Genomic DNA, 25205 nt, shown 5'->3' on the forward strand with positions numbered 1-25205 from the left:
ACAACCGCTGCATCGCATCCGGGCGGGCATGCCCGGCCTGCTCCGCCAACTGCCAACACGTCTTGACCTCGATCTCGGCCAACAGACCGGTCACGAACGCCACCGCCGCCCGACGCGGCTCGACCCGCCCGAACCGACCCGCGAACGCATCGCACACCCCGGCCAGGACCTGCCCCCACCGGGCAGGGTTTACGCTGTGGCACGCGGCCACCGCCAAATCTGAAAGTTTGTCCACAACATACAGACGATCACGCGGTGGCCGCACCTCGTCTAACCGGCCCCCACCAGCAACATCTCAAACGGCGGCTGCCGTACTAGCTGCCGCTGGCCCGTGCAAAGCGGTCCGAACCAGCCCGCGACGAACTGGTCTCCGTCGAGGCTGTCCGGCAAGCAGCGTTGCCCGTCTGCCGGACAGGCGGATGGCAGAGGTTCTGCCCAAACCTCCCTGTCTACTGGCGAGTGGACCGTACGGGGGGCAGACAGGGCTGGCATGATTCGCGATGATGGGTGCAGGTCCAGCCGGGAGGAAACCACGTGACGTCCAGCAGCATCATCGATCTTGATGCGCGCCGGGTGTACAAGCACCCGCCGATCATTGAGGCGATCGTTGAGTTCACCTTTGGTGGCGGTGAGGACTGGAACCTGACAATTCCCGGTCGGCTTTACGAGCGCGTCCGGGACTCCTATCCTGGCGAGCCTCAGCAGCGTGAGATTGTGGAAGCGAATTGGGGCACTGAGGGCGCGGACGGCGTGGATCCACCCAACCAGGGCTTGGCGCTGACCGTTTCGAAGAAGTCCGAGCGAGTCGTATTCTCTTCCGACAACAAGCTATTAATGGTTGGGCCTGCGGTTCTCAGTGTGCACAGTTTGGCACCTTACGAAGGCTGGGAATCGCTCCACGCGCGAGCAACGGACGCCTTAGAAAAATATTGCGAAGTTGCGCGCCCGGAGTGTATTTCCTCGATAGGGCTGCGCTACGTAAATAGGATTAAGCTTCCTGGGCCAACTGTCGCATTCGAAGAATACTTCACGGTGGCACAGGCTTTGCCGGCCACGGGCTTCCCGCCCAACCTCGGGGCATTCTTCGATCGTATGGAACTTTACTATGAGGAGATTCCGGCGAGAATCGCCTTCACCTGGGCATCGGTCAACTCAGACGATCCCGAAGCGGCCGTCTTCTTGCTCGACCTTGACTTGCGTTGGCGAGATAAGACACCCTTCGAAAATGCGGACTCCAATCTGGCGGACCTACGAGGGCGGGAACGCGCAGCCTTCGAATCTCTCATTACCAACAAACTAAGGGAGATTTTCGATGCCGACCAAATCGCCTAGCACCTCTCAGCGAAGCCCGAAATTGCGGTCGGTAAAATCTTCTGGCTACGTCATGCCGTTTCATCCGCGAGCGCGCTCCGTCGACATCTCCGGACTCCATGCGAGGCCAGCAACAGTTATTAGTAGCCTACGTGGTTCAAGCGTGGGGCTGGCACAGGACTCCGAATTGGTAGAGAGCGTCGTCTCTCTCTTGATGGAAGCATCGGCGCGACTGGCCCCGCGAACAGGCCACGGCCAGGACGATGCACCCGACGAACTGCTTGATGACTCGATCACTCCATCGATTCCGAGAGACTCCGGTCGGCCGGTGATGCTGCATGTGACGGCACGCTCTAGGAGGCTTCCCCTGCTGACACTCCCAGACGAGGATCTCGTCGAACCCGGATCGGAGTTCGATGAGTAGCGACATCTGGTACGAGATATGCTCGGGCGACGGGTTGCGGCAAGGCGACATTCTACGAGGCTGCGAAGTATTCGTCCCGGACATCTCAGCGGAACCAGGGGCAGCTCGTGTACCGGCATTAGCACATGAGGTTGACTTGGTGGTGCTTACCCAGTCATGCGATCTGGAGAACCAGGGGAAGGTCGATGACGTCCTACTGGCGGAGCTTTACGATTACCGCACCTTGGCGCCGAACCCGGGTTACGGAAAAGACTTTCGTGCGAAATGCATCGCCGGCAGATATCCCGCCTACTTTGTTTTGAGACCTTACTCGGGCGAACTCTCGCTCGCCTGGTCTCTCGTCGACTTCCGGAGAGTTCACTCGCTACCGTTGACCTATGTGTCAGCTCACGCCGCTCGGTCTGGGAATCGGCTTCGGCTGCGCTCACCCTACCGCGAGCACCTCTCCCAGAGCTTTGCTCGCTACTTTATGCGAGTAGGACTCCCCAAAGGTATCGACGACTTCAAGAGTTTCGAACCGGCGAGCGCTTAGATGGCGTCCATCCCGAGGCTCCTGTAGATGCCAAGCTCCGAAGGAGTCTCGGCGACAGAGTTTGATTTCTTCCTCCCGCGGGAACCACCAGCCGCATACGAGCTGCGCGAGCAGCAGGGCTGAGCTGTCCGAACGGTCTGCCGACGTCCACAAACATCCGGCGTTGCCCGCATCCGTCGTCATCCAGCTGGTCACCCGGCCCAAGTGTCAGACGTTGAAGCGGAACATAAAGCCGCTGTCCCCCCACCAGCGTGAACGGCCGGTGACGCCTGCTCACAGGGCATCGCGGGTTGCCATCGTTACTGGCTGGTTGACGACGTTCGACGGTGTCTTGTGCCCCATCTGTGCCCCGAACGGGTCTGCCGCGCCTCCTATCGTCTCCGAGGCGGCGTCGGCGCACACGGTTTAGGAAGGGTGTAGCGCCTACCGGAGCACCCCTCGTCCTACCAGGATGAACGCACAAAGGCTCTCCAGCGATCCGTTTGATGATTCCGCGCATGTGCCGGATCTTGCCTTGCGCGTGCTGGATCTGTGGCGAGATCGCCAGCAAGGGGCGTCAGTCGGCCTATGGCGATCTGTATCAGTATTGGGCGCAACGTCATGCTGTGGGGATCCAAACCTGCCAGGCTAGCTGGACGTCTACTAAGGAGTTGTCGTCGTGGATTAGTTCCCAGGCGGGCTGCCCGCATCCGTCTGACGACATCCAGCCGCTGGAGCCGTAGGCGGCGGGTTCGACGGTTATCAGATCCGGCACGGATACCAGCGATGCGGCGACAGATTGCCCGCCGAGAGTGCGCCAGCGGATGAAAAACCGCTGGTGAGCACAACCATTCATCGTCGCCGGAAAGCCCATAACTGTCGCCAAACCTTGCCCGCCGAACACTCGGACGCTGCCGCTTTCCTCGCGTAGGAGTCTGTATCCGTCGAAGTGTTCCGGCCAAGCTGGCGACTCAGACGGGGCGGAAACCTTGTTGACAATCTCGGCTTCCTCTGTTCCCCACGGCGAGTGATGGGCATGGGCCGGACGTTGCCGCCGCCGCAGCCAGCCGAGCGCGCCAACGATGAGCGTAGCGACTGCGAGAAACGCCGCGATGATGCTGCTGTACCTGTCGGCGCGTTCAAGTCCCTGTGCCCGGAGGAACGCGACGAGGCCGATCACCAGTACGACGGCTCCGCTGACACCCGCCCACAACCACCAGCGCGGATGGCCAACTGCTCGCACATGGCCGTGCCCAGCCCGGCCTTCGTCAGATTGCGATGTCACGCTCGGAGCCTCCGGTTGGCGGATTGTGCGGAGGCAGTCTACGGCCGCGCCCCTGAGCTCTGAGTCGCTCGGCCGTCGATGTATCTGGCACTGGGTGACTTGGCCTGATGCGGCAGCTGCGTCCGGAAGAACCGGTCAGCGGCCAATGAGCTGCGCGAGCAGCAGACGTCCCAGCCTTGCTCACGTCCGTCGTCACCCAGTTGGTCACCCAGGCGGCGAAGCGGGACTTGAACCCTGGAACCTATGTGGCGTGGACCGAGGGGGCTGCTGCCTCCTTGCTGCCTCCCGCTGCACGCTCTACGCCAGCAGGGTTGCGCTAGCAAAGGTAGGCACCCAGGGTGGACCCTTTCGGAGAGTGTGGCCACTGGAAGGACTCCCATATGGGACGCAGGTCTGATCCACCGCTATCACCTGCTGGGGCGTGGTTCGTCTTCATCGTGACGGCCGTGCCTCTGGTCATGTGTACCTGTGCTGCGTGGGGCGACCCTAACTGGTCCGTAAAAATCGGTGCCACCATCGGCTGCCTTCTCGGCCTGATGTATGCCGCGGGCGCCACTATTGCCGCGGGTGACGGCAGACGAACTCGTCGGTACCGGCGTCGGTAGGCGCGCTGCCCGCGTGAGGCGCTTCAGTCTGTGGCAAGTTGGCTCCTGACGACAGCTTGCTTACAAGCTCTGTGCACATCGTCCGCCAGCGTCCGGCAGCGTCCGTGGCCTCGAACGAAGATCCTTATTCGGCTGCCGCCGGACCCTCGCGTCCGGCGCGGTTGCTGTCATCGTTGCTGTCAACAGCTACCGTTGCCGCATCGCCGGGACTGCCTCGCAGTGGCGGATGATGGGCGCTGGATGCCGCTGACCACGGCGAATTTGCCGTTTAGAGTCGCCTGTCGTCAGCCGCCGAATGATCACCCAGTTAACCGCCGCTCTCCTGCTGGCGGCGGGCGGGCTCGCACCGCGCGGGTTGTCCCAGTGACTCGTACGGACCTCGTCATTAAGGTGTGCCGATGATCAATTTTCGCTACCACGTCATCTCGCTTGCTGCGGTGTTTGTCGCCCTGGCGGTCGGTGCGGTATTCGGTACCGCCGCAGCGAACGGTTACGCCACCGACGTGCTCCGGGGCTCCATCGATGCAGCGCACAAGACTAACGATCAGCTTCGTCAGACGACCGATGACCTCCAAGAGGAGGCGAGCCGTAAGGACGACTACATCAACGACACGGCGCCCGCAGTACTGCGCGGGACGCTGGCCAACCGTCGGATCGTGGTGCTGACGACGCCATCCGGACGCGACCGCGCCGAGGGCGTGATCGAAAAGCTTGAACTGGCCGGCGCCGCCGTATCCGGGCCCATTCACATCCAGGAAGCATTCTTCGACCCGAAGAACAGTCTGGACCTGCTTGGGCTGACCCGCCGTAGCAGCCCTCCGCCGATCACTCTGCCGGGCAACAGCAACGGAGTCGAAACCGCCAGCGCCCTCCTGGCCACGACTCTGCTCGGACCGGCCAGCGCCCACCATCCAACGGTGATGCCTGCCTTCGCGAACGCCGGATACCTCGCCGCACCCAAGCAGCTCGATGGCCCCTCAGATGGGGCGGTCCTGGTGACCGCGGCACCGTACGTGGAGCGAAACTCAGCCGAGCGGAACGCCGCGATCGTGACCATGGTCGCACAGATCGCCATGATCGGTCCGACCGTCTTGGCGGGCACGATTTCCGGTGACGGCAGCTCTATCGGGATAGTCCGCGGCGACGAAGCGCTCCATGCACGGATCTCGACGGTAGACGGTGTAGCTGGCGCGCAAGGTCAGGTCGTAGCGGCGCTCGCCCTGGCTGAGCGGATTACCGCCAACCGGGGAGGCCGCTACGGCACTGCCGGTGACGCTGACGCCCTCATTCCACGGCAAACGATCACCGGCGGATGAGCTTCACGACCTCATCAGGACCGCTGACCGTCAGAGGAGCCCACAAAGGATGGCTTTGGGGGCTCCGAGCTGCGACCCAGAGCCCCCCATGCGGCCCTTACCCAGTCCACGCGTTGAGCCAAGCAAGCGGTCCGTCGACCCGAGTATGGGTTCGGGGGTGTAATGAGTCAACGCTACAAGCATGCTCACTAGGCCCGAGACAGGCGATACACGACGAAAAAATAGACCGCAACAGGGGGCACGGGCTGTGACCTTAGTCACAGATCCACTCCGACGCTCAAGTGCCATTTTTGCAGCTCAGGGCCGCTGAATGCCGAGTGGCGGTGCTGTCCTACGCGTGTGGTATGGACAGGCGTCTTAGTGACCCCCGACCGGCTTGGAGTTGGCGGTAGCTATCGCATACTGAGTCTCGCTCCGGTCGGACTGCGAATCTGGCCAGGGCACTTGCCCAGTCCACGCGTTGAGAAAGAGGTTCGGCCTCGGTGAACAGGAAGCCCATCAGCGGGTGCATAGTCATCCCGCACAGCGAAGTCACCGCCCCCGTCGCAGCCGTCGTCGTAGTCCTGGTCCTCACTTGGGTGGCCACCACCTTCATGAAGCTGACCGGCGCTGAGGTCGCGGCCATCATGGTCGCCACTGCCGCTCTGCTTCCGTCGGTGCGCAAGGAGGCCACCAAGAGGTCAAGGCGTTAGAGCAGTAACGCCAGACCGACGGCGTAACGCCATCCACTGTCTGCCGTCGACCCGCCCTCAGGGGAGCGGGCCGCCGCCCGGCCCGCCACGTCAAGCGGACCTTGACGGCTCGTACGGACGCTGGCGGGTCGGGCGGTGGTCTGCTCGGCTTGCCCGGGTCGACGGCGGGCGGGATGGCCCGCGCAACCACCCACGGACCGCAACCCGCCGACGGGTCTTCAACCATCTCGGAGCCCGAGCGCCCCCGCCGGAGGCGCAGTAACCGCAACTCCGCGACCGCCGCCAGCTCGCCGACGCGGCCGGCGTGCCCTCCCCTACGCCGCGCGGGCTCGTGGCCGTGCGGCCCGGCCGGCTGCCGGCCCACCACCTCAGCTCATCAACGGCCTGTCGTGCTGCGGCGGCCCCTTGGGCTCCCCGCTTCCGCGCCAGCCGCCGGGCGTGTTGCGTGGCCGGAGTCGGAGCGCCAGCGGAGCGACGGACGCGCGCCCAGGCGGCGGCGCGTGCGGCCCGTTCAGGGCCGCCTTGATAGACGTACAGAAAGTCCTCCCACATCAGCCGGTAGCTGGCTGTCGTACTCCGCTCGATCTGTTAGATGGTGGCTTCAGATGATGCGTGACGCTCCGCCAAGCGATGGTTCGAGCCCGCGAGTCCGAACCTGCGCGAGCTACGCGACGATGACCCGGTGGACGAACAGCCCGTCTTTACCGACCCATGGCGGGACCTACGCCGAGGTGGCCCAACCGAACACCAACAACGTGAAGCACTGCACGCCCAACTTCTGACCGAGGTGGCAGCCGGGCACCCGGGACTGCCCCCGGTTCGGTTGACTCCTGACCTGTGAGGATGCGTTCCTCGCTGGAAGGATGTCTGTCCTGCCGAAAGCGTTCCCCCTGGAGTTCCGCCGTGACGTCGTCGCGGTCGCCCGTAAGGGCGAGGCCCCCATCGCCCAGATCGCGAAGGACTTCGGGATCTCCGAGGCCTGTTTGCACCGCTGGCTCAAGCTCGCCGACGTCGAGGACGGCATCCGTCCCGGGACCACCAGCAGCGAGTCGGCGGAGCTGCGGGAGCTGCGCCGCAGGAACAAGGTGCTGGAACAGGAGAACGAGATCCTGCGGCGGGCCGCGGCGTACTTCGCCAAGGAGATCTCCCCAAAATGATGTACCCGCTGGTCGGTGACCTGGCCGCGGACGGGATCCCCGTCGCGGTGACCTGCCGGGTGCTGGGGTTCAGTAAGCAGGCCTACTACGCGTGGCGCGCCGAGCCGGTCTCGCAGCGACACCTCGACGACGCTCACCTGATCAACGCCGCCCTCGACATCCACGCCGACGACCCGGCGTTCGGCTACCGGTTCATCGCCGACGAACTACCCGCCCACGGCATCACCGCCGGCGCCAACCGGGTCGCGCGGCTGTGTTCACAGCAGCGCATCTGGTCGGTCTTCGCCAAGCGCAAGGGGCTGACCAGGCGGGCCGGACCCCCGGTGCACGACGACCTGGTGCAGCGCCGCTTCACCGCCGACGCCCCCGACCAGCTGTGGCTGACCGACATCACCGAACACCCCACCGCCGAGGGCAAGCTCTACCTGTGCGCGATCAAGGACGTGTACTCCGGCCGGATCGTCGGCTACTCCATCGACACCCGCATGAAAGCCTCGTTGGCCGTCGCTGCGCTGTCGAACGCCACCCGGCTGCGGAACCCGGCCGCGACGATCGTGCACTCCGACAGGGGCAGCCAATTTCGGTCCAGGAAATTCGTGAAAGCGTTGCACCGCAACGGGTTGACCGGCTCGATGGGCCGCGTCGGCGCCTGCGGGGACAACGCCGCCATGGAGTCGTTCTTCGCCCTGCTGCAGCGCAATGTCCTGGACCGGCAACGCTGGCAAACACGCCACGACCTACGCCTGGCGATCGTGACCTGGATCGAACGGACCTACCACCGCCGGCGACGGCAACGCCGCCTCGGCCGGCTCACGCCCATCGAGTTTGAGACAATCAACCAGCCCGCACACGCGGCCTGAACCACTCAACCCCGCGAGTCAACCAAACCCGGGGCAGTCCCCCCCCCTACACAACCAACCCGTCGAGGTCATCGGCAGGTCCGGGGCCTCAGACGACATCGTTGTGGAACTGGCCTCTGGGGGCTGGGCCCTCGTCCACCTCACCTGGAAACGCGCGGCCGAGAGACCACCTTGGCCTTACACCACCTTCTACAGCACGATCAAAGCCCTCGAAGAGGACATCCACGAGCCGGACTGGTAAGACGCGTGATGATCACTCAGACGGACATGTCATGGATCATCCGACGCTGATCGGTAACGATCAATTGGAGCCCTGCACGACGGGCATTCGGCCGTCCCACCCAGGGCCAAGGGATCACGACGGGTGGACGTGTCGGTACCCGCTGCTACTCTGGCCCTCGTCGAGCACGTCAGCGCGGCCATCCTGCCGGATTGCTGGACTCGACGTTAGAGGTTCCGAGCGGCCTTCCTGCCGCTGATGCGGGCCACGTCCCGCCGGCTCTCGATCGCACCGGCCGCTGCGCCGGTCTCCCGAATCCGCTGAGCGGTCCAGGACGGCCTGCCCTGCCGTCCACGATGGCCCGGATTCGCACAGTCCACGGGTGGGGCAGCCCGCGGCACCCCGCCGGATGCCGATATATCCCAGGCTCCCCACCCGTGCCGGCCCCGATCACCGATTCCATGAGCAGTGCGAAAGGACATGCCCCATCGGCGGTACGTGGCATCACCACGAACCCGCCCTCCGGCGTCAGCCGCCCTCCCGGCGGTGCCAGGAGACACGACGAACACCACCAGCGGACCAACGTCCACAGCTGGTGGTGCTTCGTCTCCCGTCCCTGCCACCCCCAGAGGAGAAGATCGTGTCCACCCCGCTCACCCTGTACCGTCCCGGCGTCGCCAGCGGCCGTGACGCCCAAGCCCTGCACCGCGCCGCCACGCCGGAGTTCTCCGGCTGGTTGGAGCACACCGCTTCCGCCGGCGGTTGCTCTCGTCCGATCCGCCTATCCGGCACCATCGCTGCCGTAGAGCGAGACACCGGCCGGGTTCTGATCGACCAGCACACCGACGAATTGCCTGACCGGGCGCTGTACAAGGCGTGCGGCAACCGCCGCCAATCGCAGTGCCCGGACTGCGCCTGGGTCTACCAAGGCGACGCCTACCAAGTCGTCCGCTGCGGCCTGACCGGCGGCAAGGGTGTCCCCGCCTCGGTCGGCCGGCACCCGGTCGTGTTCGCCACCTTCACCGCCCCATCTTTTGGTGCGGTTCACCACCGCCACGTTCCGCGCCACACCTGCGCTACCCGGCAGCGCTGCGACTGCCGCCCGGCTCCCTGCCGCGCCCGAAGTGCCGCCGGCACCTGCCAGCACGGGCAGCCCGCGGCGTGCTTCGCCCGTCACGACACCGACGATCCGCGGCTTGGTCAGCCGTTGTGCCTGGACTGCTACGACCATGGCCACCAGGCCGTCTGGAACTACTTCTCGGGCGAGCTGTGGAGGCGCACGAAACAGGCCATCGAACGGCACCTCGCCGCTCTCTGCCGCCGACGCGGCATCCCCTTCCTTCAGGGCGTCACCGACTCCGGCAAGGTGCGACGGGTGCCGCCCGTGCGGGTGTCGCACGGCAAGGTCGCCGAGATGCAGTGCCGGGCAGCCGTGCACTTCCACGTCCTGCTGCGCCTTGACGGCGTCGCCCCCGACGACCCGGACGCTCTCGTGCCGCCACCGGCCGGCATCGCCGCCGACGACCTGGAGGAAGCCGTCCGCGTCGCAGCCTCCCGGATCACCCTCACCACACCCGCACACCCCGACCGGCCGCAAGGCTGGCTTGTGGCCTGGGGCGAGCAGGTCGACGTCCGCCGAATCAACAGCGCTGGCGGCGAGCTAACCGACGGCAAGGTGGCCGCCTACCTGGCCAAGTACGCCACCAAGGCCACCGAATCCACCGGGCGCTCCTTCACCCGGCTCACCCCGGCCACCATCGACGACTACGCCGACCCGGAAGGCGACCACCTCGCCCGCCTCATCGACGCCTGCTGGCACCTCGGACGACCCACCGGCACCGACACCACCAGCGGCGCCGCAGCAGCCGGCGACGGTCAAGGCAGCCTTGACACCAAACCAAACTTCTACGCCGGGCTGCGCCGCTGGGCACACATGCTCGGCTTCGGCGGTCACTTCCTCACCAAGGCCCGCCGCTACTCGGTCACCTTCGGCCTGCTCCGAGGCACCCGAGCCACCTACCGCCGCACCGATGACGACGACACCACCGATGCCATCACCGTCGGCACCCTCACCTACATCGGGTCCGGCTGGCTCACCGAAGGCGACGCCCTGCTCGCCAACACCGCCGCCAGACAGCGACGAGAGAGCCGACGCGTCGGCCGGGAAGAACTCGCCCACGAAGCCTGGCTCCTCGAGGCCGCCGCATGAACCGAGACCTCACCCCGCGCTGGTACTCACCCGCCGAGGTCGCCGTCCTGCTCGGCTTCGGCATCCAAGGTCAAGATGAAGATCGCCACCGGCGAACTGCGCTCCATCAAGGACGGCAAGTACCGCCGCATCCTCCCCGAATGGGTCGACGACTACATCCGCGAGCAGGTCGAACGCCAGGAGGCCGCCTGATGCCCGCACGCGCACGTGCCAACGGCGAAGGCTCGATCTTCCCCTACCGCAACGGGTTCGCCGCCTACGTCTGGGTCGAGAAGCCCGACGGGAAGCGGGGCCGGAAGTGGGTCTACGGCAAGACCCGCGAGGAGGTCCACGACAAGTGGATCAAGCTGCATGGGCAAGCGAAGGCCGGTCCGGTGGCAACGCGCTCCCCGACGGTGGGGGAGTACGCCAGCTACTGGCTGCGGGAGATTGTCAAGCCGAACCTGGCCCCGGGCAGCTACGTCACTTACGAGGTGGTGGTCCGGCTCTACCTCGTGCCGGGGCTGGGCCGGAAGCGGCTCGACAAGCTGCGGGTCAGCGACGTCCAGACGTGGATCAACGAGGTCGGGCGGACCTGCCAGTGCTGCGCCCAGGGCAAGGACGAGCGGCGGAAGGCCGCCCAGCGTCGCTGCTGTGCCCTCGGCCGCTGCTGCCAGGATCTGCCCTCGGCAACGAGCGTCACCCACCTGCGGACCGTGCTCCGGACGCTGCTGTCCCAGGCGATCACCGAAGGGCTGATCTCCCGCAACGTCGCGTCCCTGGTGAAGCTGCCACCGGTACGAAAGCGCAAGCGGAAGGCGTGGACCAGCGACGAGGCGCGGCGCTTCCTGGAGTCGGCCCGCGCCGACGACGATCCGCTCTACGCCGCGTACGTCCTGGTCCTGGTGCTTGGCCTGCGCAAGGGCGAGATGCTGGGGCTGACGTGGGCTGACGTCGACCTTGACGCGGGGGAGTTGACCATCGATCGGCAGCTCCAGCGGGTCGGTGCTGAGCTGCTGCACCGGGAGACGAAGACGGCCGCCTCGGACGCCACCCTGCCCCTGCCAGACATCTGCACCGTGGCGCTCCACCGCCGCCGAGCCGCCCAGACTGTCGCCCGGGATGCCGTCGGCCCGGCCTGGCAGCCGTCGGACCTCATCTTCACCACCCGTTACGGCCGGCCCGTTGAGCCGCGCAACTTCAACCGCTTCTGGGACCGGCGCTGCGACTCGGCCCGGGCCCGGCGGATCACCGTCCGGGACGCCCGGCGTACCTGCGCCTCGCTCCTGGCCGACCTGGACGTGCACCCCCGGGTGGCGATGCAGATCCTCCGGCACGCGCAGTTCGCCATCACCATGGAGATCTACACGGTGGTGTCCTCGGCGGCCACCCGCGACGCCCTCAAGCGACTCGGCAGCGCACTGGACCGGTAACGCGCTACTGCTGCGCTACTGCTGCGCTACTGCTGTACTCCCCTGCTGTACGAGCCGCGCCCACGAAGACGGCGACCCCGCAAAGGGCCGCTGACCTGCGAAAGAGTGGGCCGCCAGGGACTCGAACCCTGAACCTATGGATTAAAAGTCCACAGCTCTGCCATTGAGCTAGCGGCCCGCGCGCTCAGGTTACCGGACGGTGCCCGCCGACGATTCTCGGCTTCCGGCCGACCGTCGATGCCTGGTCTCACCGGCGCGCAACCCGGTTGATCAACACCAGGTCGGCGACCTGGTGGCGTCCGGCGGACTGGACAACCCCAACCCCATATCGGCGATAGCGAGTGGATCAAGCGGCATGTGCCGGCCGCCGCGGTGCATGGGTGCGGGCGGGCGGGGAACCAGGAGGGGCATGAAATTGAGCAGCGCCCCGGCGGTGGCGGCGTCCGGGGAGGAGATCGGGCCGGACGGCGTACGCGAGCCGGGCGGGGAGGTGCACGCCTGGCTGCCCGGCCAGAACCAGACAGTGTGCGGCCTGGCGCTCAGTCGGACCCGGCTGCGTCGCTTTCCGCACGTGCGCTTCGACTACTCGGGCACCGACGTGCTCACCGAGGCCGACCCGGTCGGCTGGATCTGCCCGCGTTGCCTGGCGGCCACGGCTGGGCGGCGGGGCAAGGAGAAGCACGGCTGGGTCCGCGAATCGCCCCGCCCTTGATCGACTCGACATCCGGGAAGTCGGGGTGTCCGGACCACGGTGACGGGCCGACTTCCAGGAAATCGAGTCGATCAAGGCCCCAGGCCCAGGCCCGGGCCGGAGCGGCGGTTGACGAGCGGCTGGGCGGGTACGGGGTCGGACATGCGGATCGTGGTGGTGGGGGCGAGCGGCAACGTCGGTACCGCGCTGCTGCGGCGGCTGCGCCGGGAACGGGGTGTGGAGCTGGTCGGGGTGGCCCGGCGGCTGCCCGGCCCGGACGCTGGCGAGCCGTACGACCAGGTGGAGTGGCACTCCTGCGACATCGGCGCTCCGGGGGCGGGCGGGAAGCTGGCCGAGGTGTTCGCCGGCGCCGACGCGGTGGTGCATCTGGCCTGGCAGATTCAGCCCAGTCACGACCAGCGGGTGCTGCGCCGCACCAACGTCGACGGCAGCCGGGCGGTGTTCGACGCGCTGGTCCGGGCGGGCGTGCCGGCGCTGGTGTACGCCTCCTCGGTCGGCACGTACGCGCCCGGCCCGAAGGACCACCCGGTGAGCGAGCGCTGGCCGGCGACCGGGGTGCCCGGCTCGTCGTACAGCGAGCACAAGGCCGAGGTCGAGGCGTTGCTGGACGGGATCGAGGGGGACCACCCGGCGCTCCGGGTGGTCCGGTTGCGACCTGGGCTGATCTTCCAGCGGGAGGCCGGCGTGGAGATCGCCCGCTACTTCCTGGGCCCGCTGGCTCCGGTGCGGCTGCTGCGCTTCGGCCGGATCCCACTGGTGCCCACCAACCGCCGGCTGCGGATGCAGGCGGTGCACGCCGACGACGTGGCCGACGCGTACGCCCGGGCGGTGCTGGGTGACGCGCGCGGCGCCTTCAACGTCGCCGCGGACCCGGTGCTCACCCCGGAGTTGGTGGCCCGGCACTTCCACGGCTGGACGGTGCCCGTCGCCGCGCCGGTGCTGCGGGTGGCGGCGGCGCTGACCTGGCGGGCGCGGCTGCAACCCGTGGACGCGGGCTGGGTCGAACTGGGCCTGAACGCGCCGCTGATGTCCAGCGAGCGGGCGGAGACCGAGCTGGACTGGCAGCCCAAGATCAGCTCGCTCACCGCGCTCAGGGAACTTTTCGCCGGGATGGCCGGCGGTGACCACACCGGCAGCCCGCCGCTGTCCGGCGCGTCGAACCTGCCCGGCCGGCCGGGCGGTCTGCTCCGCGCCCGCGCCGCCGGCCAGGGCAACCCCTACTGAGGTACGCCCTGGTCAGCTCAGTTTCGAGCCGCTCACGGTGGGGTTTCGGGCGCCGAGGAAGAAGATGCCGGGGAAGCCCCGGGTCTCGAACTTGGCGCTCGGATTGCGGCGCAGGGTGGACTTCTCGATCGTCATGGTGCCGGTGCGGTTGTTGCTGACGAAGAAGATCGCGCCGCCGCCCTCGTTGGCCTTGTTGTTCTCGATGACGGTGCCGGCGATCCGCACGGTGAACTCGTTGCCGTCGCAGTAGATCGCGCCACCGCTGCCACCGCCGGGCGTGCCGGACTTGGCCGGGTTGGCGCCACGGCCGATCGCCTCGTTGTGGCTGAGCACGCTGTTCAGCACCACCCAGGAAACGCCGATGCTGCTCAGCGCGCCCCCGTTGGAGCAGGAGCCGCCCTGGCCGGCTGAGCCGCCGAAGGTGCTGCCCACCACGTACACCGGCTTGTTCTCGTACTGGCTCAGCACCCGGATGGCCGCGCCGCCCAGGTCGGGGCCGGTCCGGTCGCAGCGGTTGCGGACGAACCGCGAGTTGACCACCTTGAACCGCCCGCCGCGCACGAAGATCGCCCCACCGCCGCCGCCCTCAACCTCGTCCCCGGTCGAGTTGCCGTCGGCGAAGGTCAGGTTCTGCACGGTCAGCTGCGGGTGGTCCTGGTTCTGGCAGTGCGAGGTGGTCCAGCCCTGGGCCTCGTCGCAGGTGTTCATGTAGAGGATGCGGCGCTGCCCCTGGCCGCTCAGCGTCACCCTGCCGCCGCCGTCCAGCACCACCTTCGGCCCGTTGGCGTTGCGGACCTTCGCGGTGGCGGCCATCTTGATCGTCACCGGGGCCGGCCCGCAGTTGAAGGTGATGATGCCGCCGGCCGCGACAGCCTTCACCACCGCCGCGGACGTGCAGCTCGCCGGGGTGCCGGTGCCGATGGTCCGGGTCGGCTTCGAGGTGTCCACCGCCCGTGCCTCGCCCGGAACGGTGGCACTGCCGTTCGGGTTGCCGGCCACGAGCGCCTTGCCGGCCGGCTTCGGGCTCTTGCTGGCCCCCGGGCCGCCGAGGCCGTCCCGGGCAGCAGGGGCGACGCCCTGCTCGCCGGTGGCCAGCGCCTCCGGCTCGGCCGGCGGGGTGGGCTGCGAGGCAGCCGGAGCCTGGTCGTCGGGCGCGCAGGCGGGCAGGGTCGCGGTGGCGACACCGAGGACGAGCAGGGCGACAAGCGACGTCATGCGCACCCCGTGATGCTAGGAGCCGCGACGGCGCCGGAGCGAATCCGCCATGCCGGTTTAACCCGCGGCTAAGGCTGGGCGCTCAGAAGTCGGCGAAGAGGTACGGCACCTGGCGCGGGAAGATGCCCCGCAGCTCCGCGGCGGCGTCCGCCGGCACCTCGCCCAGCCCTCGCAGCGGCAGCTCGGCCGGATCCAGCACCCCGTACGCCAGGGCGGAGAGCCCGGCGGCCGTGAGCGTGGCGGTCGGCGCGCTCCCGGCGGTGTCGGCGACGACCTCCAGCGTCCCGGTCGTGCCGTCCAGCAGGTGGGTGCCGGCCAACCACCGGTCCCCGGTCAGCTCGATCCGTACCCGGCCGGGCCCGGTCGGCAGCCCGCTCAACGCGTCCAGCGACAGCACCCGGGCCATCGGGGCGGACGAACTCGGCACGGCCGTTCGCGCCTCGACGTGTACGTCCAGGTCGGTCAACCACAGCTCCGGCAGCTCGTCCGGCGGCACCTGGACGGTGATCCGCTCGACCTGGTCGACGTGCCGGGAGAAGAACTGCAACAGCAGCGCCCGCGCGAGCGGGTCGGTGACCAGCAGTTCGTTGCCGTGCAGCGTGCCGCCGTGCTCGTCGATCCGGTAGGTCACCGCGCCGGTGACCTCGCCGGCCACCCGGGCGGTGAGCAGCCAGTACTCGTCCCGGTCGCGCAGCCCGACCGCCCGGTAGTCCGGGAAGGTCGCGAATCCGTGCCGCGCCTGGAGGCAGCGCTCGGTGAACGCGCTCCACGCCGGATAGCCGGTCGCGATGCGCTCCCAGCCCACCTCGCCCGGCAGGTCCACGCGGAGCAGCGACCCCAGGTTGGCCGGGGTGAAGGTGGCCCTTCGCGGCTTGGGCAACCCGACGTAGCCGAACCGGGCGTAGAAGCTGGGCCGGAACGGGTAGAGCGCACTGAGCGCATGCCCCTCGTCGCGCATCTCGTCGAGGAGTTGGTGCAGCAGCGTCCGGACGTGCCCCTGGCGGCGGGCCAGCGGATGGGTGGCCACCCCGGCGACGCCGGCCATCGGCAGCACCATCCCGCGCAGGTTCTGCCGCATCGGGATGGCCGTGACGGCGGCCAGCGTCTCGCCGTTCTCCTCGGCGATCAGCGTCCGGTTGCCCTCGTGGTAGTGCAGGTAGTCGCGGAACGCCTCGATCCGGGCGGCACCGAGCGGTGACGACTCGAAGGCGTACGCGGCCAGCGGGAAGCTGGTGGTGAGACGGTCGTCGGCGGTCACCCGGCGGATGGTCATCCGCTCATCTCAACCTGCCGTGCACCTCGGAGCAACCGGATTGGCGGGATCCACCACGGCGGCGCCGGTCAGCCGACGGGCAGGTGCCGCAGGTGCCGGCGGCGGCGCAGTCGGACGTTGGCCACGGCGGCCACGCCGAGGGCCAGCAGGGCGGTGACGGCGAGCCCGTGCAGCACTCCTCGGGCGAGGTAGCCCTGGTCGGTGTGGTCCACCGCCCAGGTAGCGATCTCCCGGGTCGACCAGAACGGCGTCAACTTCGCCCCCGAGCCGGCCGGGTCGATCAGCATCTGCACCGTCACCACGGTGAGCAGCAGCAGCGTCCCTTCCAGCTCGCGCGGCAGCAGCGCACCGATCAGCATCCCGAACGGCGCCGCCACCCCGACCGAACAGAGCAGCGCAGCGGCCAGGCCGCCGTACCGCAGGTCCGCGCCGTCGACCATGGGGAGCAGGAAGAACGGTACGGAGATGACGAGCCCCACCATCCAGAGGCCGAGCATCCGACCGAGGTAGAGGTGGTGCGGGCGGTAGCCGGCCAGCCGCAGCCTCGGCTCAAGCTCGCGGGCCGCGGTGGTGGCGAAGAGCGCCGCGGTGCTCACCGCCCAGCCCACGCCGAGCAGCAGCGAGCGGACCGACTGCCCGAGGTAGGCGTCCCGCCGGATCAGGTAGAAGGTCAACGGCATCAACAACAACAGCAGGAGTACGCCCCGACGCCGCAGCAGCTCCCGCAGGGTCATCTCGGCGACGGTGACGAGCCGGTTCACGGGTGGCCTCCCTGGACGGCGGGCGCGCGGCGCCCGGTCTGTTGTGCGGGGGTCAGGTCGAGCACGGTGTCCACCCGGTCGAGCTGGTTGAGCAGGTGGGTCACCACGACGATCGCCGTGCCGGCGTCCCGCAGGCGGCCGAGCTGGTCCCAGAAGTTGACATAGGTGCCCTGGTCGAAGCCCTGGTACGGCTCGTCGAGCAGCAGCACGTCCGGCTGGCTGAGGGTGGACATGGTCAGGTTGAGCTTCTGCCGGGTGCCGCCGGACAGGTGCCGGGCCTGCACGTCCCCACCGGCCTCCCACCCGAGCTGTCGGGCTGCCGCCCGGCCGGCGCGGCGGGCTGGCCCCCGGGCCACGCCCTGGCCGGCCCCGACCAGCACGAAGTGCTCGTCGGCGAGCAGGAAGTCCGCGGTGCCGCCGGACTGCGGGCAGTAGCCGAGCTGCCCGGAGACGGTCACGTCGCCGGCGTCGGGTGAGATCAGTCCGGCGCAGATCCGCAGGAACGTGCTCTTGCCGCAGCCGTTCGCGCCGATGACGGCGGCGATCTGTCCGGCCCGGACGGTCAGCGTCGCGTCGTGCAGCACCGTCCGCCGCCCGTACCGCTTGGTGATGCCCCGGGCGTGCAGCCGGACCGGCCCGGGGCGCGGTCCTGGCGCGGTGCCGATGCTCTCCACGATCGCGCCCGCGTACTGCTGGGGTGGCCCGAAGACGACCCAGGGGTCGCCGCCGCCCTCGCGCAGGTGTGTGGCGGCCTCAGCGACCACGTGCCGGGCGGCGTCCGCCGCGACCCGGCGCTGGTGCAGTTCGGCCGCGAGCGTGCGCAGCCAATCGTCGGCGTTCACCGGGCGACCCCCTTCGTGACGATGTCGTTCACCGGCCCGACGAAGGTGAGCCAGGCGCTGCCGCCCTCGCGGAGCGCCGCATGCCCGTCGACGGTGAGCCGGTAGTACTTGCGGGCCGGCCCGCCGGCGCCCTCCCGCCACTGCGCGGTCACCAGGCCGGTCTTCTGTAGACGGAGCAGCACGGGATAAAGGGTGCCGCCCTGGATGGGCCCGATGCCCGCCGCGTCGAGCGCCTGGGCGAGCTGGTAGCCGTAGGACTCGCGCTTGGCCAGCAGGGCCAGGACGCAGATGTCGAGCACCCCCCGCAGCCACTGCCCGCGCCGGTCGGAATCCACCCGCCGGACACTAGCGGTGCAACCTAGATGGCACAACTACCTACCGGACCGACGGAACTCGTCACGGCCGGTCCCGCGGAACTCCGAGCAGGCCGGGCGAGGTCTAGCGGGCGACGACGTCGGAGACGACGACGGTGACGTTGTCCGGCGCGCCGGCGTGGTGGGCGAGCTTCACCAACTGCTCGCCGCACTGCTGGCGGTCGGTGTACATGCCCAGCGCCGCGCCGATGGCCTCGTCCTCGACGTAGTCGGAGAGCCCGTCGCTGCACAGCAGCAGCCGGTCGCCGGGGCGCACGGTGAGCACGCCGATCGCCGGTGGGGTGTCGGCGCCCTGCACGGCCCGGGTCACCAGGGACCGCTGCGGGTGGTGCCGGGCCTGCTCGGGGGAGAGCGAGCCCTGGTCGACCAGCGACTGGACGAAGGTGTCGTCCCTGGTGAGCTGGGTCAGCTCCCCGTCGCGCAGCAGGTAGCAGCGGGAGTCGCCGACCTGGGCCAGCACCAGCGTCTCGGCGGCCAGTAGGGCCGCGGTGAGCGTGGTGCCCATCCCCTCACGGGTCGGGTCGACGGTGATGGCGGCGTGGATGCGCTGGTTGGCGGTGCTGACCACGGCGCGCAGGGCGTCGGCGGCCCCGTCGGGCTCGGTGGGCGGGGCCAGCTCGTCCAGGATCCGGATCACGATCTCGCTCGCCACCTCACCCGCGGGCAGCCCACCCATGCCGTCGGCGACTGCGATCAGGCGGTCACCGGCGAGGGCGGAGTCCTCGTTGTTGGTCCGGATCAGGCCGATGTCGTTGAGGATGACCGAGCGGAGGATCAGCGTCATGGGGTCAAGCTTGCCAAGAACACCCCGCCTTCGTCTCTACGCACTACTGGGAAGGGCCGAGAAATGATGACGATGTCCACGCTCGGGCCCACCGGGCCGGGGTTCAGCGGCGTGGATAGCGCAGCAGCAGACTGGCGGCGACCTCTTCGTCGCCCACCGCCGTGTAGCTGTGCGGCACGTCGGAGACCCAGCTGATGTGGCCGTCGGCCGGGGTGATCAGCGGCGCGTCGGCCGGGCCGGCGCGCAGCACTCCGGCGAAGACGGTGACGTGCTCGGTGACCCCCGGCTGGTGGGCGGGGGAGAGCTGGCCCGGTCCGGGCGCGACCCGCATCCGGTACAGCTCGTAGGTCGCGTCGGCGTCGGTGAACACCTCAAGCAGGGTGGCGCTGACCGCGGTGCCGTGCACGGTGGGCGCGGCGGCCGGCTCGGCCAGCACGGCGGTCAGCGGTACGCCGAGCTGCGCGGTGACCGCCCAGAGCGTTTCCAGGGTCGGGTTGCGGGTGCCGTGCTCCAGGCCGGAGAGGGTGGCCTTTCCGACGCCGGCGAGTCGGGCGAGTGTGGACAGCGAGATCCCCCGCTCCTCGCGCAGGGCGCGGACCCGGCGGCCGACGACGGCGGGATCCACGTCGAGGCCCGGACGGTGGGCTGGTGGTCGGTGCGGCACCCGGCTATCGTGCTACACGCTGTCGTTCCGTAAACGGAACAGTGGGAGGGCGGGATGGTCGGACGGGCGCAACCGGTGCTGGCCGGGGTGGTGACCGCCCTGGTCGGCTTCGCCAGCTCGTTCACTGTCGTGCTGGCCGGACTCCGGGCGGCCGGCGCGTCGGATGCGCAGGCGGCCTCCGGCCTACTCGCCCTCTGCGTGGCGTCCGGGCTGGCCGCCGCCTGGCTCGGCTGGCGGCACCGGATGCCGATGAGCGTCGCCTGGTCGACGCCGGGCGCGGCACTGCTGGTGGCGACCGGGCCGCCGCCCGGGGGGTGGCCGGTCGCCGTGGGCGCCTTCCTCGTCTCCGGCCTGCTGATCGTGGCGGCCGGGCTGTTCCCGCCACTCGGTCGGGCGGTGGCCGCCATCCCCAAGCCGGTGGCCGGCGCGATGCTCGCCGGGGTGCTGCTGCCGCTGTGCACCGCGCCGGTCCGCGCGCTGGTCGAGCTGCCCACGGTGACCGGCCCGGTGGTGGTCGGCTGGCTGCTGCTGCACCGGTACGCCCGCCGCTGGGCGGTGCCCGGCGCGCTGCTGGTGGCGGTGGCGGCGATCGCGCTGACCGCGCCGCCAGCCGGCCTGACCGGGGCCGCGCTGGTCCCGTCGGTCGCCCTGACCGCGCCGGCCTGGAACGCGTCCGCGCTGGTCGGACTCGCCCTCCCGTTGTTCCTGGTCACCATGGCCGCGCAGAACGTGCCCGGCATGGCGGTGCTGGTCGGCTACGGCTACCGCCCACCGTTCGGCGCCGCGCTGCGGGCCACCGGTCTGGCCAGCCTGCTGGCCGCCCCGGCCGGCGGGCACGCGGTGAACCTCGCGGCGATCACCGCCGCGCTGGCCGCCGGCCCCGACGCCCACCCGGACCCGGAGCGCCGGTGGGTCGCCTCGGTCACCGCCGGCGTCGGCCTGGCCGTGCTCGGGCTGGGCGCCGGCGTCGCCACCGCGCTGGTCGCGGTCGCCCCGCCGATCCTCATCGAGGCGGTCGCCGGGCTGGCGCTGCTGGGCGCCCTGGCCACCGCGCTCGCCTCGGCGGTGGCCGATCCGGCGACCCGGGAGGCCGCCGTGGTCACCTTCGTGGTGACCGCCTCCGGGGTGACGCTGATCGGTGTGGGCGGCGCGTTCTGGGGTCTGGTCGCCGGCTGCCTGATGCTGCTGCTCTTCCACCGCCGCCCACCCGCCGCACCGGACAGACCCGTCCGGGCCGACCGGGCCGACCGGGCCGACCGGGCCGGAGCCGACCGGGCCGCCGGACCGTACGCGGTCGGCTCCGGCCCGGTCGCCGACAGGACTGCCCCGGCAGAGCCGGGACCCGAGGCGCTGCCCGACCCGCCGCCGGCTTCCGGCCGGCCCGGGTCCGCCTTCCTTTCGAGCTGAGTCGCTTACGACATCACGCTGGCTGGGTCGCTTACGACATCACGCTGGGCTGAGTCGCTTACGACATCCGCTGGGCTGAGTCGCTTACGACATCCGCTGGCTGAGTCGCTTACGACATCCGCTGGCTGAATCGTTTGCGACATCAGCTCCAAAGGCGCCGGCTGGGGTGGCCGACTCCCGCCTGCCCCGTCCGCGAAACGCGGGGGCGCGTCGGGGGTCGGCAGAGGGTAAGGCGGGGATCACTCCTCGGCGGGCAGGTCGGCCACGCCGACCGCGAGGCGTACCCGGCCGTCCGCGACGGCCGCGATCCGGTCGGCCGGAACGTACACCGCGCCGGCGTCGACCAACTCGGTGGAGACCTTCAGGTAGCCGCTGTGCAACAGCCGCGCCGCCAGATCGGCCGGCACATCGGGCTCCTCGACCGCGGTGGCCTCGATCAGCTCGTCCAGGCTGCTGCCCGGGTCGGCGGCCGGTGTCTGGACGGTCACCGCGTTCGGGTCGCCCCGCTGGACGAGGTCCACGGTCCCGACCTCGGTGCCGGCGGGGTCGATCACCGGCATCCCGGTGGTGATCCGCGAGATGGTCGCCTGCTGCTCGTCCTGCTGATCCATCCCACCGCGGTTCCCGGGGCGGTACGCCGCTAAACGCCGCCGCCCAGCCGCTCAGCCATGTGGGAGGGTCCAGCCGCCCGGCGGGCGCGGGGACAGCTCGCGCCAGGTGTCCGGCCCCTCGAGCAGCGCCCGGACCGTCTCCTCGGCCTCGTCCGCACTGCCGTACTCGTAGAACCGGGAGATGCCCTCGGCGCCGCCGGCCCGCTGCTCGACGTGCCACCGGTCGGCGTCGACCCGGAGGAAGACGTCCCGTCGGGCCAGCCGCCCCCATTTCCCGTTCCACCAGTGCTTCCGCTGCTCCATGGGCGGACTCTATCGAACACACGTACGAGAAGGCGCGGCCCCTGCGGGAATCCCACAGGGGCCGATGTGCATCCGTCGGTCAGCGCGGCGCCGGCGGCTCCGTGCGACGGCCCAGCACGTCGTCCAGCGCCCCGCGCTGCTGGCCAGGGGTGGTGTGGCCGGCGGAGAGCAGCGCGTCCCGGATCTCGGTGAGCAGCTTGATCTCCTCGCTCGGCGCCGAGGGCGGCGGCTCCTCGCCCCGCTGGCGCCGCTCGGCCAGCTTGTTCATCGGGAACACCACGAAGAAGTAGAGCACCGCCGCGGTGAGCAGGAAGGTGATCAGGGCGTTGATGAACCCCGCCCAGTCCATGTAGTTGCCCTCGCTGATCTTCCACTGGCCGGCGAACTGATCCTCCCCGCCGCCGACCAGCTTGATGATCGGCTTGAGGAACGAGGTCGTGAGAGCGGTGACCACGCCCGTGAACGCGGCGCCGATGACGACACCGACCGCCAGGTCGATGACGTTGCCGCGCATGATGAAGTCTTTGAAGCCCTTGAGCATCCGTACTCCCGAGGTGTCCGGTTTTCCGTCCGGCACAACCTATGCCCCTCCGGCGGGCTCCAGAAAAGCGCCGGCTTCGATCGCTGCCCGGCCCGGATCGCCGGCCCGGATCGCCTCGACCAGCCGGGCGTGGTCGACGTAGCGCTCGGGCGTGAGCGCGTCCCCCATCGCCTGGGCGACCGTGCTGCGCAGGGCGGCGCCGACCGAGGCGTACAGCTCGGCGAGCATGGCGTTGTGCGCGGCGGCGACCACCGCGGTGTGCAGCGCCGCGTCCGCCTCGACGAAGGCGTCCACCCGGCCGCCGAGCCAGGCCGCCTCGCGCTCGGCGAGCGCGCCGTCGAGCGCCGCCATGTCCTCCGGGGTACGCCGCAGCGCGGCGAGCCGGGCGGCCTCCACCTCGAAGGCGCGCCGCACCTCGATCACCTCGGTCATCCGGTCGTCGCCGAGCCGGCGGGCCACCACCGGCGCCAGCTCGTCGGTGGACACCACGTACGTGCCGGAGCCCTGCCGGCACTCCAGCACGCCGGCGTGCACCAGGGCGCGGACCGCCTCGCGGACGGTGTTGCGCCCGACGCCCAGCGCGGCGACCAGCTGTGGCTCGGTGGGGATGCGCCCGCCGATGGGCCACTCGCCGCCCAGGATCCGGGCCCGGAGCTGCTCGATGGTCTGCCGGACCCGGTGGCCGCGGGGCGGCACCGGCGGCGCGGACAGGGAATCGACCGACGGTGGCACTGGTTACATCACCGGTCCCAAATTCATCCCATGATTGTAGGTTAGAGGTCATGACCCCGCCACCGACCGCCGCTCCGGCGCCTCCCGCCCTCGTCGAGCCCGGCCCGGCGCGCGACCCCGGTGCGGGCCGCCGGACCCACCCGGCGACCGGCGGCGCGCTCGTGCTGGTCGGGATGCTGCTGGTCGCGCTGAACCTGCGCGCCGTGGTGACCAGCCTCGGAGCCCTGCTCGACGAGGTCCGGGACGGGCTGGGGCTCTCCGGAACCACCGCCGGTCTGGTTACCACCCTGCCGACCATCGCGTTCGCCGGCCTCGGCGCGCTCACCCCGTGGCTGGTCCGCCGGGTGGCGCCGGCCCGGATCCTGGTGGTCGCCATGCTCGCCCTCGTCGCCGGTCAGGTGCTCCGGGTCGCCACCGACTCGACCTGGGTCTTCCTGCTCACCAGCGCGCTGGCGCTGGCCGGCATCGCGGTCGCGAACATCCTGCTGCCGATGCTGGTCAAGCAGCACTTCCCGCACCGCACCGGCCTGATCACCGGCGCGTACACGATGGCGCTGACCGCGGGCACGACGGTGGCCGCGGCCTCCGCGGTGCCGATCGCGCACGCCTTCGGATCCTGGCGGGCCGGGCTCGGTATCTGGGCCGCGATGGCCGCGGTGGCCGTACTCCCGTGGGTGCCGCTGGCACTGCGAACCCGGGCGGCCGCGCGGCGGGCGACCCCGACGGCGGCCGTCGCCCCGGCGGCGCGGGTCCGGCCGGAGCGGACCCGCCTGGGCTGGGCGATGGCCGTCTACTTCGGCGCCCAGTCGCTGAGCGGGTACGCGATCATGGGCTGGCTGGCCCAGCTGTTCCGGGACGCCGGCTACCAGCCCGAGTCGGCGGGGCTGCTGCTCGCCGGGGTGACCGCGCTCGGCGTGCCGATCGCGCTGCTGATGCCCACCCTCGCCGGCCGCCTGGCGACGCTGCGCCCCCTGGTGCTCGGCCTGACCACCGCGTCGACGCTGGCCTACCTCGGGCTGGCGCTGGCCCCCCACGGCGCTGCCCTGCTCTGGGTGATCCTGCTGGCGATCGGCCAGGGCGCGTTCCCGATGATCCTGACCACCATCGGCCTGCGCGCGCGGACCGCCGAGGGGACCGTCGCGCTGTCCGCGTTCGCGCAGAGCACCGGGTACGTGATCGCCGCCCTCGGCCCGCTGCTGGTCGGCATCCTCTACGAGGTCACCGGCGGCTGGACCGCACCGATCGGGTTCCTGCTGGTAGCGCTCGCCGTGCAGACGGCGGCGGGCATGGCGATCGCCCGTCCCCGCTACGTCGAGGACGAGTGAGGAGCGGCAGCGGTCAGGAGGAGGCCGGCGTCGGTTCGCCGGCGACGGCCTGATCCACCGTCGGGTAGGTGTGCAGCACCTCGACCAGGCCGCTCACCTCGAGGATGCGCAGCACCCCCCGCTGCGGGGCGGCCAGCCGCACCACGCCGCCGGCCTCGTCGCAGCTGTTCTTGGCGCGGACGAAGACCGACAGGCCGGTCGAGTCGCAGAACGAGACGTCCGCCAGATCGAACACCAGCCGGTTGCGGCCCTTGTCGAGCAGGTCGGTGATCTGGTCCTGCAACTGGGGTGCGGTGGCCATGTCCAGCTCGCCCGCGACCGACACGACGACCACGTCGCCGCGCTGTTCCGTGTGCACCGTCAAGGACATTCGCCAGACCTCCTGTTATCGGGGGAACGGTATCCCACGATGGGGGTCGCACGCAGATCGGGAGC

The 25205-nt window shown here is 69.8% G+C and carries 23 protein-coding genes, 1 tRNA gene and 1 pseudogene; 11 read left to right on the forward strand and 14 right to left on the reverse strand.

The features are described from left to right. Nucleotides 1–534: 534 nt before the first annotated feature. A complete protein-coding gene (locus KBX63_RS27965) occupies nucleotides 535–1332 on the forward strand; it encodes a TIGR04255 family protein (RefSeq protein ID WP_210916407.1) in 798 nt (265 codons plus the stop codon). Between the two features lie 1533 nt (nucleotides 1333–2865). Here KBX63_RS27965 and KBX63_RS27970 read toward each other — a convergent pair. Then, on the reverse strand, nucleotides 2866–3426 hold the full coding sequence (locus KBX63_RS27970) for a hypothetical protein (protein ID WP_210916409.1): 561 nt from the start codon (nucleotides 3424–3426) through the stop codon (nucleotides 2866–2868). Nucleotides 3427–4534: 1108 nt separating this feature from the next. Here KBX63_RS27970 and KBX63_RS27975 point away from each other — a divergent pair. The 6 genes and pseudogenes from KBX63_RS27975 (at nucleotide 4535) to KBX63_RS28000 (ending at nucleotide 12002) form a co-directional block, all read left to right on the forward strand. Continuing rightward, entirely contained in the window at nucleotides 4535–5452 is a 918-nt protein-coding gene (locus tag KBX63_RS27975; protein WP_210916411.1) for a copper transporter, read from the forward strand. A 482-nt stretch (nucleotides 5453–5934) separates the two neighbouring features. Continuing rightward, complete coding sequence (locus KBX63_RS27980) at nucleotides 5935–6144, forward strand: hypothetical protein (RefSeq protein WP_210916414.1); 210 nt, start codon at nucleotides 5935–5937, stop codon at nucleotides 6142–6144. An 872-nt stretch (nucleotides 6145–7016) separates the two neighbouring features. Continuing rightward, nucleotides 7017–8161 (forward strand): IS3 family transposase gene (locus KBX63_RS27985; RefSeq protein ID WP_210916496.1). Its coding sequence is split into 2 segments (ribosomal slippage): nucleotides 7017–7290 and nucleotides 7290–8161, totalling 1146 coding nucleotides; the frame shifts between segments, so codons are not numbered across the junction. 860 nt (nucleotides 8162–9021) lie between these two features. Further along, entirely contained in the window at nucleotides 9022–10590 is a 1569-nt protein-coding gene (locus KBX63_RS27990) for a replication initiator (protein WP_210916416.1), read from the forward strand. Further along, nucleotides 10587–10782: pseudogene (locus KBX63_RS27995) on the forward strand (excisionase family DNA-binding protein). The gene KBX63_RS27990 and the pseudogene KBX63_RS27995 overlap by 4 nt, the downstream one beginning before the upstream one ends. Beyond that, entirely contained in the window at nucleotides 10782–12002 is a 1221-nt protein-coding gene (locus KBX63_RS28000) for a tyrosine-type recombinase/integrase (protein WP_210916420.1), read from the forward strand. The pseudogene KBX63_RS27995 and the gene KBX63_RS28000 overlap by 1 nt, the downstream one beginning before the upstream one ends. A 106-nt stretch (nucleotides 12003–12108) precedes the next feature. Here KBX63_RS28000 and KBX63_RS28005 read toward each other — a convergent pair. Then, nucleotides 12109–12180: transfer RNA gene (locus tag KBX63_RS28005), tRNA-Lys, on the reverse strand. A gap of 231 nt (nucleotides 12181–12411) precedes the next feature. Between KBX63_RS28005 and KBX63_RS28010 the strand changes: the two genes are divergently transcribed. Both KBX63_RS28010 and KBX63_RS28015 read left to right on the forward strand, forming a co-directional pair. Continuing rightward, the gene (locus KBX63_RS28010; RefSeq protein WP_210916422.1) at nucleotides 12412–12714 is read left to right on the forward strand and encodes a hypothetical protein; all 303 of its coding nucleotides are present in this window, start codon (nucleotides 12412–12414) and stop codon (nucleotides 12712–12714) included. 141 nt (nucleotides 12715–12855) lie between these two features. Continuing rightward, complete coding sequence (locus KBX63_RS28015) at nucleotides 12856–13938, forward strand: NAD-dependent epimerase/dehydratase family protein (RefSeq protein ID WP_210916424.1); 1083 nt, start codon at nucleotides 12856–12858, stop codon at nucleotides 13936–13938. Between the two features lie 12 nt (nucleotides 13939–13950). Here KBX63_RS28015 and KBX63_RS28020 read toward each other — a convergent pair whose 3' ends face one another. The 7 genes from KBX63_RS28020 to KBX63_RS28050 all read right to left on the reverse strand — a co-directional run bounded on the left by KBX63_RS28020 (nucleotide 13951) and on the right by KBX63_RS28050 (nucleotide 19851). Beyond that, on the reverse strand, nucleotides 13951–15153 hold the full coding sequence (locus KBX63_RS28020) for a hypothetical protein (RefSeq protein ID WP_210916497.1): 1203 nt from the start codon (nucleotides 15151–15153) through the stop codon (nucleotides 13951–13953). 82 nt (nucleotides 15154–15235) lie between these two features. Next, on the reverse strand, nucleotides 15236–16426 hold the full coding sequence (gene eis / locus KBX63_RS28025) for an enhanced intracellular survival protein Eis (RefSeq protein WP_210916425.1): 1191 nt from the start codon (nucleotides 16424–16426) through the stop codon (nucleotides 15236–15238). A gap of 68 nt (nucleotides 16427–16494) precedes the next feature. Further along, on the reverse strand, nucleotides 16495–17187 hold the full coding sequence (locus tag KBX63_RS28030; RefSeq protein ID WP_210916426.1) for a hypothetical protein: 693 nt from the start codon (nucleotides 17185–17187) through the stop codon (nucleotides 16495–16497). Next, a complete protein-coding gene (locus tag KBX63_RS28035) occupies nucleotides 17184–18029 on the reverse strand; it encodes an ATP-binding cassette domain-containing protein (protein ID WP_210916427.1) in 846 nt (281 codons plus the stop codon). Before KBX63_RS28035 ends, KBX63_RS28030 begins: the two co-directional genes overlap by 4 nt. Beyond that, the gene (locus tag KBX63_RS28040) at nucleotides 18026–18364 is read right to left on the reverse strand and encodes a PadR family transcriptional regulator (protein ID WP_210916428.1); all 339 of its coding nucleotides are present in this window, start codon (nucleotides 18362–18364) and stop codon (nucleotides 18026–18028) included. The genes KBX63_RS28035 and KBX63_RS28040 overlap by 4 nt, the downstream gene beginning before the upstream one ends. Before the next feature lie 103 nt (nucleotides 18365–18467). After that, nucleotides 18468–19187, reverse strand: a complete 720-nt coding sequence (locus KBX63_RS28045; RefSeq protein ID WP_210916430.1) for a PP2C family serine/threonine-protein phosphatase — start codon at nucleotides 19185–19187, stop codon at nucleotides 18468–18470. A 103-nt stretch (nucleotides 19188–19290) separates the two neighbouring features. Then, entirely contained in the window at nucleotides 19291–19851 is a 561-nt protein-coding gene (locus KBX63_RS28050; RefSeq protein WP_307871869.1) for a helix-turn-helix transcriptional regulator, read from the reverse strand. Between the two features lie 54 nt (nucleotides 19852–19905). Here KBX63_RS28050 and KBX63_RS28055 point away from each other — a divergent pair, with 54 nt between their 5' ends. Then, nucleotides 19906–21258 (forward strand): benzoate/H(+) symporter BenE family transporter, encoded by a 1353-nt coding sequence (locus KBX63_RS28055; RefSeq protein WP_247663453.1) that lies wholly within the window; start codon nucleotides 19906–19908, stop codon nucleotides 21256–21258. Nucleotides 21259–21497: 239 nt separating this feature from the next. Here the strand turns inward: KBX63_RS28055 and KBX63_RS28060 are convergent, their stop codons facing one another. The 4 genes from KBX63_RS28060 to KBX63_RS28075 all read right to left on the reverse strand — a co-directional run bounded on the left by KBX63_RS28060 (nucleotide 21498) and on the right by KBX63_RS28075 (nucleotide 23445). Beyond that, nucleotides 21498–21869, reverse strand: a complete 372-nt coding sequence (locus KBX63_RS28060; RefSeq protein ID WP_210916432.1) for a hypothetical protein — start codon at nucleotides 21867–21869, stop codon at nucleotides 21498–21500. 51 nt (nucleotides 21870–21920) lie between these two features. Then, complete coding sequence (locus tag KBX63_RS28065) at nucleotides 21921–22172, reverse strand: hypothetical protein (protein ID WP_210916433.1); 252 nt, start codon at nucleotides 22170–22172, stop codon at nucleotides 21921–21923. 79 nt (nucleotides 22173–22251) lie between these two features. Beyond that, entirely contained in the window at nucleotides 22252–22713 is a 462-nt protein-coding gene (mscL, locus tag KBX63_RS28070; RefSeq protein ID WP_210916434.1) for a large conductance mechanosensitive channel protein MscL, read from the reverse strand. A gap of 39 nt (nucleotides 22714–22752) precedes the next feature. Continuing rightward, entirely contained in the window at nucleotides 22753–23445 is a 693-nt protein-coding gene (locus KBX63_RS28075) for a FadR/GntR family transcriptional regulator (RefSeq protein WP_210916435.1), read from the reverse strand. Nucleotides 23446–23495: 50 nt separating this feature from the next. Between KBX63_RS28075 and KBX63_RS28080 the strand changes: the two genes are divergently transcribed. Continuing rightward, entirely contained in the window at nucleotides 23496–24770 is a 1275-nt protein-coding gene (locus tag KBX63_RS28080; protein WP_374102278.1) for an MFS transporter, read from the forward strand. 13 nt (nucleotides 24771–24783) lie between these two features. Here the strand turns inward: KBX63_RS28080 and KBX63_RS28085 are convergent, their stop codons facing one another. Beyond that, the gene (locus KBX63_RS28085) at nucleotides 24784–25140 is read right to left on the reverse strand and encodes an STAS domain-containing protein (protein WP_210916436.1); all 357 of its coding nucleotides are present in this window, start codon (nucleotides 25138–25140) and stop codon (nucleotides 24784–24786) included. Nucleotides 25141–25205: the final 65 nt, after the last annotated feature.

It is taken from the genome of Micromonospora sp. U21, assembly GCF_018070045.1.
GTDB lineage: Bacteria > Actinomycetota > Actinomycetes > Mycobacteriales > Micromonosporaceae > Micromonospora.